This window comes from Marinobacter pelagius, from assembly GCF_900114925.1.
GTDB classification, from domain to species: domain Bacteria; phylum Pseudomonadota; class Gammaproteobacteria; order Pseudomonadales; family Oleiphilaceae; genus Marinobacter; species Marinobacter pelagius.
The window spans coordinates 737,075-750,978 of sequence record NZ_FOUR01000001.1; the positions used below are offsets into that span (position 1 = coordinate 737,075).

The 13,904-nt window shown below is 62.5% G+C and carries 11 protein-coding genes; 9 read left to right on the plus strand and 2 right to left on the minus strand.

The window, feature by feature from the left end:
- Together BM254_RS03315 and BM254_RS03320 are read right to left on the minus strand one after the other, a co-directional pair.
- Positions 1-906 carry an alpha/beta hydrolase gene (locus BM254_RS03315; protein WP_245777340.1) on the minus strand — a complete coding sequence of 302 codons (906 nt, stop codon included), beginning with the start codon at positions 904-906 and terminating at the stop codon, positions 1-3.
- Between the two features lie 112 nt (positions 907-1,018).
- A complete protein-coding gene (locus BM254_RS03320; protein WP_091998575.1) occupies positions 1,019-2,119 on the minus strand; it encodes a class I SAM-dependent methyltransferase in 1,101 nt (366 codons plus the stop codon).
- A 171-nt stretch (positions 2,120-2,290) separates the two neighbouring features.
- On the opposite strand from BM254_RS03320, the gene BM254_RS03325 reads away from it, so the two are divergent.
- The 9 genes from BM254_RS03325 (at position 2,291) to BM254_RS03365 (ending at position 13,884) form a co-directional block, all read left to right on the plus strand.
- Positions 2,291-3,319 (plus strand): GlxA family transcriptional regulator, encoded by a 1,029-nt coding sequence (locus BM254_RS03325; protein WP_091999187.1) that lies wholly within the window; start codon positions 2,291-2,293, stop codon positions 3,317-3,319.
- 115 nt (positions 3,320-3,434) lie between these two features.
- Complete coding sequence (locus BM254_RS03330; RefSeq protein WP_091998578.1) at positions 3,435-4,847, plus strand: sigma-54 interaction domain-containing protein; 1,413 nt, start codon at positions 3,435-3,437, stop codon at positions 4,845-4,847.
- Between the two features lie 317 nt (positions 4,848-5,164).
- Entirely contained in the window at positions 5,165-6,250 is a 1,086-nt protein-coding gene (locus BM254_RS03335) for a TRAP transporter substrate-binding protein (protein ID WP_091998581.1), read from the plus strand.
- Between the two features lie 79 nt (positions 6,251-6,329).
- A complete protein-coding gene (locus tag BM254_RS03340; RefSeq protein ID WP_091998584.1) occupies positions 6,330-6,947 on the plus strand; it encodes a TRAP transporter small permease subunit in 618 nt (205 codons plus the stop codon).
- 17 nt (positions 6,948-6,964) lie between these two features.
- Positions 6,965-8,335, plus strand: coding sequence for a TRAP transporter large permease (locus BM254_RS03345; RefSeq protein ID WP_091998587.1), 1,371 nt, complete (start codon positions 6,965-6,967; stop codon positions 8,333-8,335).
- 59 nt (positions 8,336-8,394) lie between these two features.
- Positions 8,395-9,174 (plus strand): 3-hydroxybutyrate dehydrogenase, encoded by a 780-nt coding sequence (locus tag BM254_RS03350; RefSeq protein ID WP_091998590.1) that lies wholly within the window; start codon positions 8,395-8,397, stop codon positions 9,172-9,174.
- A gap of 16 nt (positions 9,175-9,190) precedes the next feature.
- Complete coding sequence (locus BM254_RS03355; protein ID WP_091998594.1) at positions 9,191-11,182, plus strand: acetoacetate--CoA ligase; 1,992 nt, start codon at positions 9,191-9,193, stop codon at positions 11,180-11,182.
- A 140-nt stretch (positions 11,183-11,322) separates the two neighbouring features.
- The gene (locus tag BM254_RS17645) at positions 11,323-11,532 is read left to right on the plus strand and encodes a hypothetical protein (protein ID WP_139227005.1); all 210 of its coding nucleotides are present in this window, start codon (positions 11,323-11,325) and stop codon (positions 11,530-11,532) included.
- 108 nt (positions 11,533-11,640) lie between these two features.
- On the plus strand, positions 11,641-13,884 hold the full coding sequence (locus BM254_RS03365; RefSeq protein WP_091998600.1) for an NADP-dependent isocitrate dehydrogenase: 2,244 nt from the start codon (positions 11,641-11,643) through the stop codon (positions 13,882-13,884).
- Positions 13,885-13,904: the final 20 nt, after the last annotated feature.

The window sequence follows — 13,904 nt, forward strand, 5'->3', positions numbered from 1 at the left end:
TCACGGCTGATGACTGGGCCCACCACCGAAACGGACCAGGAATTCCGTTGCCTGTTCCACGGCATTGCCGGCGGTCAGGAAGCTGGTGATGTGGCCCCGCAGATGCATCAGGTAGAGCTCGGAGTGCACCCCTTTCGCCAGCAAGGCATTGTGGAATTCCTCCGCCTGCTCCGGCGGCACCAGCATGTCCAGGTTGCCGTGGAACAGGAAGAACGGCGGCGCATCGGGGGAGACATGGGCCATGGGTGAGGCCAGCCGATAGATTTCCGGCTTCTCCTGCTCGGTCCCACCCAGGAACTGGCGGATCAGTCGTCCCGAATCGAACCGGCGCAGATCGCTGGGGATGCCGCCGGCCACCACTGCAACCGGCCGGGCCCCGGGCCCGCCATGGGGTTTGCTCAGCGGATTCCGGGGATCGCTGGTCAGGGCCAGCAGGCTCACCAGATGGGCGCCGGAAGAGAACCCGAAGGCGCTGATGGCATCGGGATCAATCCGGTAGGTTGTTGCCTGCTGCCGCAGCCAGCGCATGGCCACCTGCAGGTCATGGAGCTGTGCCGGGAAGGTGTACTCCGGTGCAAAGCGGTAATCGATGTTCATCACCGCGAAACCACGCCCGGCCAGTTCCTCGGCAATCCAGGTCATGTCTTCCCGGGAGCGTCGCTCCCAGCCACCACCGTGAACCAGCAACACCGCCGGTGCCGGGTCCGGCCGCTGTGGCAGGTAAAGGTCCGCAAACAATGGTTCGGGCCAGTCATCCGGCGAGAAACGGACCGGGGAGCGCACCTCGTAGCCGGTCTCCGGCAAGGCCACTGGCTCTTGGCGTGCTTTGTCATGGCTGGCGCACCCGGCCAGCAAAAGGCCGCCCATAATCAGGGCGGCCAGGTTCGCGTTCCAGCGTTGTCTCACCCGCAGGACTCCTGTCATTGTTACCTGTCAGGACAATCTACGAGGGATTGCCGGCTGCGGATGCGCGCATGGTGATAGCTGGCCGGGACATAGTCCAGAAACTGGACCTTGATCATGACTGCTCTCCCTCGCCATGCCGGGCGATGAAGTAGACATTGAACGGGTCGTGGTCGAGCCTATGGGACCGGATGTCTCCGAAACCGGCCTGCCGGAGCATCAGTTCTGCCCGTTCCTCGCCCCACAGGGTACCCAGGCCCGGACCACCCTGGGCCAGCGATACCGGCGTGCAGTGGGCGCAGGAAATGGCATAGAGCAGCGGCCCCAGCGGGTGGTCCAGGTTGTTTTCCAGGAAACTGGAACCGGCGATATCCTGCATCAGGTAGATGCCGCCCGGTCTGAGGGCCCTGGCGATTCCGCGCAGTAACGCCGCGGGGTCGGCCTGGTCGTGCACGGCATCGAAGGAGGTAATCAGGTCGTAGTGCCCGGGCTCATCGAAATCCCGCAAATCCCGGGCGCCAAAGTGCAGGTTGCTCAGCCCCAGTCTCTCGGCTTCGGCCCGGGTTGGCCCAAAGGCTTCCTCGCACAGGTCATAGCCCTGGAACCGGCTGTTCGGGAAGGCCTTCGCGAGGGTAAGCAGGGCAAGTCCCCGGCCACAGCCGGCGTCGAGTACCGAGATGCCCTGCTCCAGACGGCTCCGGAGCTCCGGGGCCAGTGGCAGGATGTGGTCAAACAGGGCGCACACCACGGTCTGGTGGCTGTCTTCGGCCATCACCTCATGAAAGCAGGGATAACGGTGGTAGGGCAGGCCTTCCCCGGTGCGGAAACACTCGGTCAGGGGTCCTTCCATGCTGGCGATCACGGGAATGAAACGGGCCGTCACCGCCAGGTTGTCGGGGCTGGCGCTGCGGGTCAGGCAGGCGGCATGGGCCGGGTCCAGGCTGAAGGTTCCCGCTTCTGGCTGGTAGTCCACGATACTGCCGGTGACCATCACTGACAGCCATTCCCGGACATAGCGTTCGTTCAGGCCGCAGGCGTCGGCAATCTGCTGGCTGGTCGAGGGCGGCAGACTGGCCAGGGTATCGAACAGTCCGAGCCGGTGGCCCAGGGAGGTCATGGTCACCACGGCGGCGTGGTTGACCATGGTGGCGAAGTGTTCGCCAAAAGCTTCCGGTGTCCGTGGTTGCCGGGTGTCGAGTTTCAGGGGTGCGTTCATGTTGGTGCTCCTTCTGGTGTTGTTGTGGATGCCCCCTGATCGTGCGCGCTATGTTGCTGTTGTCCTTCAGCGAAATCGGTCAGTTCCTGTCCGATTCCGCCACCGGACCCCCGGACTTGCGTTTTTTGCCCCATGGCGGAAGATTTGGACAGGAACACCGAGGAAAACTCCATGGCGAACGACAACAAGACGGCCGGGCCGGTGCAGATCGGCATCCTGGCCATGCCCCAGGCCACTGCCTCGCCGATCTATGGCATGCAGGAGGTGCTGGGTTCGGCGGGAAGGGACTGGAGTCTGCTGGTGGAGGGGGAAGCCGGCACGCCACTGATCCGGGCGGAGATCGTGTCGGTGGAAGGTGAGCCCATGGAATTGGCCAACGGCGCCCTGGTGCGACCCACCCGCCGGCTGGACCGGGATTATTGCCCCGATGCCTTGTGCATTCTGGAAGTGACGTTCGACCCGGCGGAGGGGCCGGATGGACTGTTCGAGCGCGAGGTGGCCTGGATCCGGGACTACTGGGACAGGGGCGGACTGCTGGCCACAGCCTGCACCGGCGCGGTCCTGCTGGGCGAGGCGGGGCTGCTGGCGGGCCAGGATGCCACCACCCACTGGGGCTTCTGTGAGTTCATGGCCAGCCGTTATCCCGGTGTGCGCATGCATCCGGAGCGGGCCATGGTCGCCTCCGGCACCGGTCAGCGCCTGATCATGTCCGGCGGCGGCACGTCGTGGATGGATCTGGGCCTGTACCTGATTGCCCGCTTCTGCAGCCAGGCGGAGGCGATCCGCGTTGCCAAGGTGCACCTGATCGAATGGCACGAGGACGGCCAGCAGCCGTTCGTTGCTATCAACCACCAGCGCCAATCCAGTGACGCAGTGATCGCCGAGTGCCAACGCTGGCTGGCGCATCATTACGACCAGCACTCACCGGTGGCCGGCATGATCAGCCTCAGTGGCCTGAGTGAACGCTCTTTCCATCGCCGCTTCCGCCAGGCCACCGGGATGACCCCCATCGAGTATGTTCTGACGCTGCGGCTGGAGGAGGCCAAACAGATTCTCGAGACCAGCCATGTTTCGGTGGAAGCGGTGGCGGAGATGGTGGGCTATCAGGACGCGGCGTTCTTCTCCCGGAAATTCCAGCAGCGGGTTGGGCTGACACCGGCCCAGTACCGGAGGAAGTTTGCCGGCGTTGGTCGAGTTTAGTCCCGCTGGTGGGGTATTTGCTCCCTTTTCGGGGGCGCCATATACTCGATGTGTCCGGTTATCCGGATACACCTTCGATTTCACCCAGCGTACCCAGGGCGGCATTGCAAGCGACATGACCCGGTTGTTTGAAGCGAAAAATCGCAGTGTTCTCACTCGTGAATTAATAGAAGCGCTGTTTCCCATGTTCGAGGAAGCCAGCGCCGGTGCCATCGCCGTGGACCGGGAGGCCCGGATCACCTGGATCAACCAGAGCTACACCCAGCTGCTGGGGCTCGGGGATGCCGGTAACGCTATCGGTAAGCCGGTGCGGGCGGTGATTCCCCATACCCGCATGCCCGAGGTGGTGGAAACCGGCAAACCGTTGCTGCTGGACATCATGGAGCATGACAAACAGCAGCTGGTGGTCACCCGCTTGCCCTACTACGACGACGGCGGTGAGATTGTCGGGGCGGTGGCTTTCGTCCTCTACGATGACCTGCAGCCCCTGACCCCCTTGGTCAGCAAGTACCGGCGGCTGCACCAGGATCTGGCGGCGGCGCGCAAGGCGCTGGCGAAGAAGGCCCGGGGCACCCGCTACAGTCTGGGGGATTTTGTCGGCGCAAGTCCGGCTGCGCTGGAAGTGAAGCGCCGGGCCCGTCTGGCTGCCGGACGGGACATGCCGGTGTTGCTGCTGGGCGAGACCGGCACCGGCAAGGAAGTGCTGGCCCAGGCTATCCACTCGGTCTCCACCCGCACCGACAAGCCCTTCGTGGGCGTGAACGTGGCGGCGATTCCCGACAACCTGCTCGAGGCCGAGTTCTTTGGCGTCGCCCCCGGCGCCTACACCGGCGCGGACCGGCGCACCCGCGATGGCAAGTTCCAGCTGGCCAACGGCGGCACCCTGTTCCTGGACGAGGTCGGCGATATGCCGTTGCCACTGCAGGCCAAGTTGTTGCGCGCCCTCCAGGAAGGTGAGATCGAACCGCTGGGTTCGAACAAGGTGGTGCCCGTGGATGTCCGGGTTATTGCCGCCACCAGCCGCAACCTGGAAGCGATGATTGCCGAGGGCAGCTTCCGGTCGGATCTGTACTACCGTCTCAACGTACTGGAAATCCCCATTCCGCCCTTGCGCGACCGTCTCGCCGACCTCGGGGTGCTTTGCGAAGCACTGCTGGAGGATATCGGTGACGGCCTGGATGTCCGTGGCGAGATCACCGACGCCGGTGTTTCGGCCCTGGCCGGTTACGACTGGCCCGGCAATATCCGGGAATTGCGCAATGTGCTGGAGCGGGCCCTGACCATGGGCGAGGACGGCGGCCAGCTGGACGCCGATGCCATCTTCAAGGTGCTCCCGCGCAACGGCAACCGTCCGGTGTCGACCCTGGCTCCACGCCCCGTCCGGCCCCTGGGCCAGACCATGGCGGAAGCCGAGGCCCAGGCCATCGAGGAGGCCCTGGTGGCCGCCCGTGGCAACCGGACCCGTGCGGCCAAGCTGCTCGGAATCTCCCGCTCCGTCCTCTACGAAAAGCTCGCCAAGATGTCCTGATTACCGGACGGTTGTCCCGGTATCCGTACAACTACTTACGACCCGGGTCTGAAAGTGTCCGGAATATCGGACAGCTCTGTCCCCCTCTAATTGCTGTTCGTCACCTAGTACGTTGAAAAATAAACGGAATGCCGATCTGGCACGCCCTCTGCTATGCCGTGGTTGCAGGACGTCAGAACAACGCAGACAACAAGACTGACGCTCACATCTTGGACCCGAACCCGGTTCAGTCTGAATGCCTGCGTTGTCTGGCCAAACCCGGACCCGACCCGCGCCACAGCGCAGGTCCGAGAAAACAACAAGAAGGATCAAACTTCATGTCTATCAAGCACAAGCTTTCCCGTTTGACCTATGGAATTACCGCCGCTGCCGTCATTACCGGCGGCCTGGCGAGCAGTGACGCCCTGGCTGCGGAAAAGGTCCGCTGGCAGGTACCCCTGGCTTTCCCCTCCCACCTGGTGGGTCTGACCACGCCGGTCAAGCACCTGACCGAGAACCTCAAGGAAATCTCCGGCGGCGACATCCAGATGCGCTACTATGAGCCGGGCGAGCTGGTTCCGCCGTTCGAGATCATGGATGCCGTTGGCAGTGGCAAGTACCCGGCCGGTTACACCTGGGTCGGCTATGACCAGGGCACCATTCCCGCCCTGCCGCTCTACTCGGGCGCCCCGTTCAACATGGAGCCGCCGGCCTACCTGGCCTGGTACTATGAGGGTGACGGCCGTGAGCTGTTGGAAGAAATCTACGCCGAGCGCAACATCCATCCGATGCTGTGTTCCATCATCGGTCCCGAAGGTGCCGGCTGGTTCGCAGAACCGATTGAAGGCATGGGTGATTTCGACGGCCTGAAGATCCGCTTTGCCGGTATCGGTGGCAAGGTGCTGGAGAAGCTGGGCGCGTCCGTGACCATGGTGCCTGGTGGCGAGATTTACCAGGCGCTGGAACGCAAGACCATCGACGCAACCGAGTTCTCCCAGCCGGCCATCGACAAGATGCTGGGCCTGGACCAGATCATCAAGAACTACATCATGCCGGGCTGGCACCAGACCCTGACCACCTCCCACCTGCTGGTCAACAAGGACACCTGGGATGGCCTTGAGCCCCAGACCCGCGCCCTGATCGAGATGGGTTGTGAGTCCGCTACCCTGAAAGGCTTTGCCGAGAGCGAGTGGGCCCAGCCGACCGCCCTGCGCGAGTACGAGAAGGAAGGCGTGACTGCCCAGACCCTGCCGGAGCCGGTCCTGCGTGAATTGCAGAAGGTGACCAACGAGGTGCTGGACGAGATCGCCGCCGAGGACGAAATGTTCAAGCGGGTCCTGACCAGCCAGCGCGAGTTCATGGAGCACCACTCCATCTGGCACTCCAACGGCTACCTGCCCCGGGATTTCTACCAGTACGACTGATCAGCGGATGATGATCACGGCAGACAGCGGGTTCCCGCTGTCTGCTTTCCCTCCCCCATCCGAATGAACCGAGGTTGTTGTGACTGATACCAATGCGTCCAGGGATGCCCAATCCCCGACACCGGACGACGATTTTCTGCCCGCCAACGCCCTGTCCTGGCGCCTGGACCGGCTGGTGGTGGCGGTTGGCCGCCTCAGCTCCTGGCTCTGGATCGGCGTCCTTGTCGTGGTGCTGATCAATGTGTTTTCACGGTACGTGCTGTCCCAGGGCTCCATCGCCCTCGAGGAGCTGTCCTGGCACCTGTTTGGTACCGCGACCATGCTCACCCTGGGATATGCGGTGGTCCGGGATGATCATGTACGGGTCGATGTACTCAAGGAAAAATTCTCGCCCAGGGCTCAGGCGGTGATTGAGCTGCTTGGCATCCTGCTGCTGGCATTGCCGGTCATCTACCTGATGATTGACGCCCTGGTGCCCTATGCCTGGAAGGCCTGGATCTACGACGAACGATCCCAGGCACCGAGCGGGCTGCCCTACCGTTTCATCTTCAAGAGCATGCTGCCCCTGGGGCTGGCCTTCGTGATGATCGCCCTGTTCTCCCGGGCCCTGCGCTGCGCCACTTACCTGTTCGGCTTCCCGAGAGCGGTGACGCCCCCCAAAGATGACCGCCGGTCCACCGGCCATCCCAATCCCTGAGTGAAGAGGCAGACGTCATGGGTGTAGAAGCGATTCTTGTTATCGCCATGTTCGCCAGCTTCATGGTGCTGTTGCTGCTGGGTTTCCCGGTAGCCTGGTCACTGGCGGGTATTGGCCTTGTGTTCGGCGTGGTCGGACACGTTATGGTGGAGTATTTCGACTCTCCGCTGTGGTTCACCTGGCAAGGCACCATCGGTGTGCTGGACGCCAGGATCTACGGTATCGTCGCCAACGAATTGATGGTGGCGCTGCCCATGTTCATCTTCATGGGCATCATGCTCGACCGCTCCGGTATTGCCGAGAAACTGATGCACAGCCTGGTGCGGGTGCTGGGCCCGCTGCGGGGTGGCTATGCCATCACCGTGGTGATTGTCGGCGTTCTGCTCGCCGCGTCCACCGGTATCGTCGGTGCCTCGGTGGTGCTGCTGGGCATGCTGTCCCTGGGGCCGATGATGCAGGCCCAGTACAACAAGTCCCTGGCCGTGGGCACGGCCTGTTCGGTGGGCACCCTGGGCATCCTGGTACCGCCAAGCATCATGCTGGTACTGATGGCTGACCGCCTGGGCACCTCCGATGCCTCCGTCGGCAAGCTGTTCATGGGGGCGCTGATTCCGGGCATCATGCTCGGGGCCATGTACATCCTGTACATCCTCATTGCCTCGTTCCTGAAAAAAGACCTGGCCCCGGCTCCGAAGAACCGGGAGCCCTTTGATGCCCGGGCCTGGCTGGATGTACTCCGGGCGGTACTGCCGCCGATGGCGCTGATCATCGCGGTGCTGGGCTCGATCTTCTTCGGCATTGCCACCACCACCGAAGCCTCGGCGGTCGGCGCCGGTGGTGCCCTGTTGATGGCGCTGGTGAGCAAGCGCCTGGACATGGCCACCCTGAAGGAATCCCTGTACCAGACCAGCCGGACCTCGGCGTTCATCTTCGGCATCTTTATCGGCGCCACCGTGTTCGCCTCGGTGCTGCGCGGCCTGGGTGGCGACGAAGTGATCGAAGGTGCCATCACCGGCCTGCCGTTTGGTACCACCGGCATCCTGCTGACGGTTCTGTTCATCACCTTTCTGCTGGGCTTCTTCCTGGACTGGGTGGAGATCACCCTGATCATCCTGCCCCTGGTGGCGCCGGTGCTGTTCAAGCTGGGAGTGGAACCGGTGTGGTTTGCCATCATGTTCGCCATCTGTCTGCAGACCTCGTTCCTGACGCCGCCGGTGGGCTTCTCGCTGTTCTACATCAAGGGCGTGTGCCCGCCAGGGATCACCACCCGGCATATCTATCTGGGCGTACTGCCTTTTATCGCCCTGCAGCTGCTGGCCCTGGCCCTGGTGTTCTGGTTCCAGCCACTCGCCACCTGGCTGCCCAACGAAGTTTATGGTGGGCCCTGACCGGGGCCCCGGCATTTTTCCGCTAGACTTTCCATGAATAACAACAAGGGGACAAAACCATGCGTCTCGAAAACCGCATCGCACTGATCACCGGGGCCGGCCGGGGCATCGGCCGGGCCATCGCCGAGGCCTATGGCCGTGAAGGTGCCAAAGTCGCCGTAGCCGACCTGACACTCGAGTCGGCCCGGGAAACCGTGGCGGCCATAGAGCAGGCGGGTGGCACCGCCATGGCGCTTAAAATGGATGTCACCAACGAAGAAGAAGTTGACGTAAACGTAAACTATGTGGTTAAACAGTGGGGCGGTCTGGACATCGCTCTGGCAAATGCCGGCGTCCAGCACATCGATCCGGTGCACAAGCTCGCCTATTCCGACTGGAGCAAGGTCATGAGCGTGCACCTCGATGGCGCCTTCCTGGTGACCCGTGCCGCGCTGAAGCACATGTACCAGAGCGGTGGCGGCACCATGCTGTACATGGGGTCGGTGCATTCGCTGGAAGCCTCGCCGCTGAAAGCGCCCTACGTGGCGGCCAAGCATGGCATGCTCGGGCTGTGCCGGGCGGTGGCGAAGGAGGGGGCGGAACACGGGGTGCGCAGCAACATCATCTGCCCCGGGTTCGTGCGTACGCCCCTGGTGGACAAGCAGATTCCGGAACAGGCCAGGGAGCTGGGCATTTCCGAAGAGGAAGTGATCAGCAAAGTCATGTTGAAGAACACTGTGGACGGGGAGTTCACCACCCTCGAAGACGTTGCGGAACTGGCCGTTCACCTGGCCGCTTTCCCGTCCGCCGCCCTGACCGGCCAGTCGATCGTGGTCAGTCACGGCTGGCATATGCAGTAACACTCAGGAGAGACGGATGAGCAATACAGAACAATCACCGGTAGTCTGGTCTCCCACGGAAGACACCCTGACGCACTCCCGCATGGGCCGGTTCAAGGCCTGGCTGGAGCAGCAGGGCTTCGGTCCGTTTGCCGACTATCATGCCCTGCACCAGTGGTCCATCACTGAGCTCGACACCTTCTGGCAGAAGGTCTGGGATTACTGTGGCCTGGTCTGTGATACTCCCGCGGACAAGGTGCTGGGCAAGCGGGAAATGCCCGGAGCGCAGTGGTTCCCCGGCATGAAGCTGAACTTTGCCGCCAACCTGCTGCGGCTGGCGGACGGTGACCACGCCGACAAAGAGGCCGTGGTGGCCTACTGTGAAACCCGCCCGGTCCTGCGCAAGACCTACGCCGAACTCAAGGCCGACACCGGCGCCCTCGAGGCCTTCCTGCGCAGCCAGGGCATCGCGCAGGGCGACCGGGTCGCGGGTGTGGTCACCAACGGCTATGAAGCCATGGTGGGTATGCTGGCTGCCACCAGCATGGGCGCCATCTGGAGCTCCGCCTCCCCGGATTTCGGCATCGGTGCCATCAACGACCGCTTCGGGCAGATTGAACCGTCAGCCCTGATCGTGGTGAACGGCTATGGATACGGCGGCAAGGTCTTCGCCCGCCAGGATGACTTCGCCGAACTGATCGCCGGCCTGCCATCCCTCAAGACCGTGGTCAGCATCCCGCAGCTGCCGGACGAAGCCCCCATCCCCGGTGAGCTGGTCACCACCTGGGAAGACGCCCTGGCCGCAGGCCGTGGCCAGGCCCCGTCCTTCACCCCGATGGACCCGGACCATCCGGTCTACATCCTCTATTCCTCCGGCACCACCGGCAAACCCAAGTGCATCGTCCACGGCACCGCCGGCCTGCTGGTCAACCACGCCAAGGAACTGATGCTGCACGGCGACGTCGGCCCCGAGGACCGCTTCCTGTACTTCACCACCTGTGGCTGGATGATGTGGAACTGGCAGGCCTCCGCCCTGCTGACCGGTGCCGCGGTGATCACCGTTGACGGCTCCCCGGGCTACCCCAGCCTCAGCTTCCTGTGGGACACCGTGGCCGGGGAAAAAGTCACCCACTTCGGCACCAGCGCACGCTTCATCGCCGGCTGCCGCAAGGCCGAACTCCAGCCCACGAAAACCTTGGACCAGAGCGCCCTGCGCGTGGTGTTCTCCACCGGCTCCCCGCTACTACCCGAAGACTACGACTGGATGTACACCGACGGCGCCCCGAACGTGCTGCTCGGCTCCATCGCCGGCGGCACCGACATCTGCGGCTGCTTCGTCGGCTCCACCCCGCTGCTCCCGGTACGCCGCGGCGAAATCCAGTGCCGCTTCCTCGGCGTCGACGCCGTCGCTTACGGCGATGACGGCAAACCGGTCAGCGAAGGGCGCGGCGAACTCGTCTGCCGCCAGCCCCTGCCGTCCATGCCCGTGTGCTTCTGGGACGACCCGAACGGCGAGCGTTATCGCGATGCCTACTTCAACACCTTCCCCGGCGTCTGGGCCCACGGCGACTTCATCGAATTCACCGAACACGGCGGCGCCATCATCTACGGCCGCTCCGACGCCACCCTCAACCCCGGCGGCGTCCGCATCGGCACCGCCGAAATCTACCGCCAGGTGGAAACCATCCCCGAGGTCAAAGACAGCCTCGTGGTCGGCCGCCAGATCGAGGGTGACGTGGAAGTCGTTCTGCTGGTCGTCCCCGCCGACGGCCAGGACGTCACCGACGACCTGAGAAAACAGCTCAAAACCCGAATCCGCGAAGGCGCCAGCCCCCGGCATGTGCCCAAACACATCGTCCAGGTACCGGACATTCCCTACACCCGTAGCGGCAAGAAGGTAGAGCTGGCGGTGGCCCGGCTGATCAACGGCTCGAAAAAAGCCGACAACCGGGATGCCCTGGGCAATCCGGAAGCTTTGGACCAGATCCGGGACCGGCTCCAGCAGGCCAATTTGTTGCCGGAAGGTTAGGGAGCCTTGATGGTCTGCCATGGCGTATTGTTGACAAAACCGGGTTGAAATACGCCGTGCCGGACCTTCGTTCGGGGGCTTAACTGAGTGGTCTGAAGAGCGGTGGTGTGGCCGCCTCCCAAAACTGTGCGGAGCCATGGATGGCGGAGCTCAAGCGCCCCATGGACGGGCTTGAGCGGGTTTTGGGAGGCGGCCACACCACCGCGACACTCCCAAACCAGAAAAATCATAATGTTAGAAAATTTCGTAAATTCCCGCCATTTCATCGTCCTGTAACCGAAGATCCGGCATTTTTAGTCCGTTCTAATACTAAGATCGTAACCAAAAATTACGAAAAAATGGTATCTTAGTAGGTCTATCAAAAGTTCCGAAATCAGTCATGGCACAGGCCGGACGTCCAAAAGACGCCTGACCCTGCAATGACCGTCCTGAACCCACCCAATAGCCTGAGGACGAAAATGACATCATCCAAAGCCAAGATTGTCTACACACTGACCGACGAGGCCCCCGCCCTCGCCACCCGGTCACTGCTTCCCATCCTGGAAACCTTCGCCAAGCCGGCTGGTATCGACTTCGAAACCAGCGATATCTCTCTCGCGGCGCGTATCCTGGCAGCGTTTCCCGACTACCTCGAGGAAGACCAGCGGGTTCCGGATGCCCTGGCTGAATTGGGTGAGTACACCAAGGATCCGGACGCCAACATCATCAAGTTGCCGAACATCTCCGCGTCCATCCCCCAGCTGCGCGCAGCCATCAAGGAGCTGAACGAGCAGGGCTACAAGGTGCCCGAGTACAAGGAGCATCCGGAGACCGACGAAGAGAAGGAAATCCAGGAGCGTTACTCCAAGGTGCTCGGCAGTGCCGTTAACCCGGTACTGCGTGAAGGCAACTCCGACCGTCGCGCCCCGGCTGCGGTCAAGGCCTTCGCTCGCAAGCATCCGCACACCATGGGCGAGTGGAGCCCGGCCTCCCGCACCCACGTGGCACACATGCGCGGTGGCGACTTCTACTCCAGCGAGCAGTCCGTAACCCTGGACAAGGCCACCAACGCCCGCATCGTGTTCGAGAACAAGAAGGGCGAGCAGACCGTCCTGAAATCCGACCTGCCGCTGCAGGAAGGCGAAGTGCTCGACGGCATGTTCATGAGCAAGAAGGCGCTGGTGAAGTTCTTCGAAGATGCCATCGAAGACTGCGAAAAGACCGGCGTCATGTTCTCCCTGCACGTGAAAGCCACCATGATGAAAATCTCCCACCCGATCGTGTTCGGTCACGCGGTGAAGGTTTTCTACAAGGACCTGTTCGACAAGTACGGTGAGCTGTTCGACGAGATCGGTGTGAACCCGAACAACGGCCTCTCCAGCGTGATCGAGAAGATCAAGCAGCTGCCGGAATCCAAGCAGGAGCAGATCCAGGAAGACCTGCACGCGTGCTACGAGCACCGTCCGGAAATCGCCATGGTCGATTCCGTCAAGGGCATCACCAACCTGCACGTACCGAGTGACGTGATTGTCGACGCCTCCATGCCGGCGATGATCCGTAACTCCGGCAAGATGTGGGCCCGTGACAACAAGCTCAAGGACACCAAGGCCGTAATGCCGGAGTCCACCTACGCCACCATCTACCAGGAAGTGATCAACTTCTGTAAGACCCACGGTGCTTTCGATCCCACCACCATGGGTACCGTGCCGAACGTAGGTCTGATGGCCCAGAAGGCCGAGGAATATGGTTCCCACGACAAGACCTTCGAAATCAAGGAAGACGGCATTGTCCGCGTCGTGACCGAGGACGGCGCCGTGCTGACCGAGCACAACGTCGAGCAAGGCGACATCTGGCGTGCCTGCCAGACCAAGGACCTGCCGATCCGCGACTGGGTCAAGCTGGCGGTCAACCGTGCCCGTGCCACCGGTATGCCGGCGGTGTTCTGGCTGGACGACGAGCGTGCCCACGACGCCCAGCTGATCAAGAAGGTCGAGAAGTACCTGAAGGATCACGACACCGAGGGTCTGGATATCCGCATCATGTCTCCGGTGCGCGCCATCCGTTGGACCATGGAGCGTCTGATCCGTGGTCTGGATACCATCTCCGTGACCGGCAACGTGCTGCGTGACTACCTGACCGACCTGTTCCCGATTCTGGAACTGGGCACCAGTGCCAAGATGCTGTCCATCGTACCGCTGCTCAATGGTGGTGGTCTGTACGAGACCGGTGCCGGCGGTTCCGCGCCCAAGCACGTGCAGCAGCTGATTCAGGAAAACCACCTGCGCTGGGATTCCCTGGGCGAGTTCCTGGCTACGGCCGTGTCCCTGGAGGAGCTGGGCGAGAAGCATCACAACGAGCGTGCCCGCCTGCTGGGCCAGACTCTGGACAAGGCCACCGAGCGCCTGCTGGAGAACAACCAGTCTCCGTCCCGGGTAACTGGCGAACTGGACAACCGTGGTTCCCACTTCCACCTGGCCCGCTACTGGGCCGAGGAACTGTCCAAGCAGGACGATGACAAGGAACTGAAGGAGTTCTTCGGCAAGCTGTCCAAGCAGCTGGAAGAGAACAAGGACAAGATCCTGGAAGAGATGACGGTTGTGCAGGGTCATCCTGCGGATATCGGTGGTTACTATCACCCGCCGATGGAGAAGGTTTGCGAAGTCATGCAGCCGAGCAAAACCTTCAACAAGATCCTCGAGGATGCGTGCGCATCCGTGAAGTGATCCCTCGGGAAACCGGCCGG

Excerpts from the sequence above, each read along its gene's own strand:
- BM254_RS03320 (WP_091998575.1), bottom strand. The coding sequence starts at position 2,119 with ATGAACGCACCCCTGAAACTCGACACCCGGCAACCACGGACACCGGAA.
- BM254_RS03325 (WP_091999187.1), top strand. The coding sequence starts at position 2,291 with ATGGCGAACGACAACAAGACGGCCGGGCCGGTGCAGATCGGCATCCTG.
- BM254_RS03330 (WP_091998578.1), top strand. The coding sequence starts at position 3,435 with ATGACCCGGTTGTTTGAAGCGAAAAATCGCAGTGTTCTCACTCGTGAA.
- BM254_RS03335 (WP_091998581.1), top strand. The coding sequence starts at position 5,165 with ATGTCTATCAAGCACAAGCTTTCCCGTTTGACCTATGGAATTACCGCC.
- BM254_RS03345 (WP_091998587.1), top strand. The coding sequence starts at position 6,965 with ATGGGTGTAGAAGCGATTCTTGTTATCGCCATGTTCGCCAGCTTCATG.
- BM254_RS03350 (WP_091998590.1), top strand. The coding sequence starts at position 8,395 with ATGCGTCTCGAAAACCGCATCGCACTGATCACCGGGGCCGGCCGGGGC.
- BM254_RS03355 (WP_091998594.1), top strand. The coding sequence starts at position 9,191 with ATGAGCAATACAGAACAATCACCGGTAGTCTGGTCTCCCACGGAAGAC.
- BM254_RS17645 (WP_139227005.1), top strand. The coding sequence starts at position 11,323 with ATGGCGGAGCTCAAGCGCCCCATGGACGGGCTTGAGCGGGTTTTGGGA.
- BM254_RS03365 (WP_091998600.1), top strand. The coding sequence starts at position 11,641 with ATGACATCATCCAAAGCCAAGATTGTCTACACACTGACCGACGAGGCC.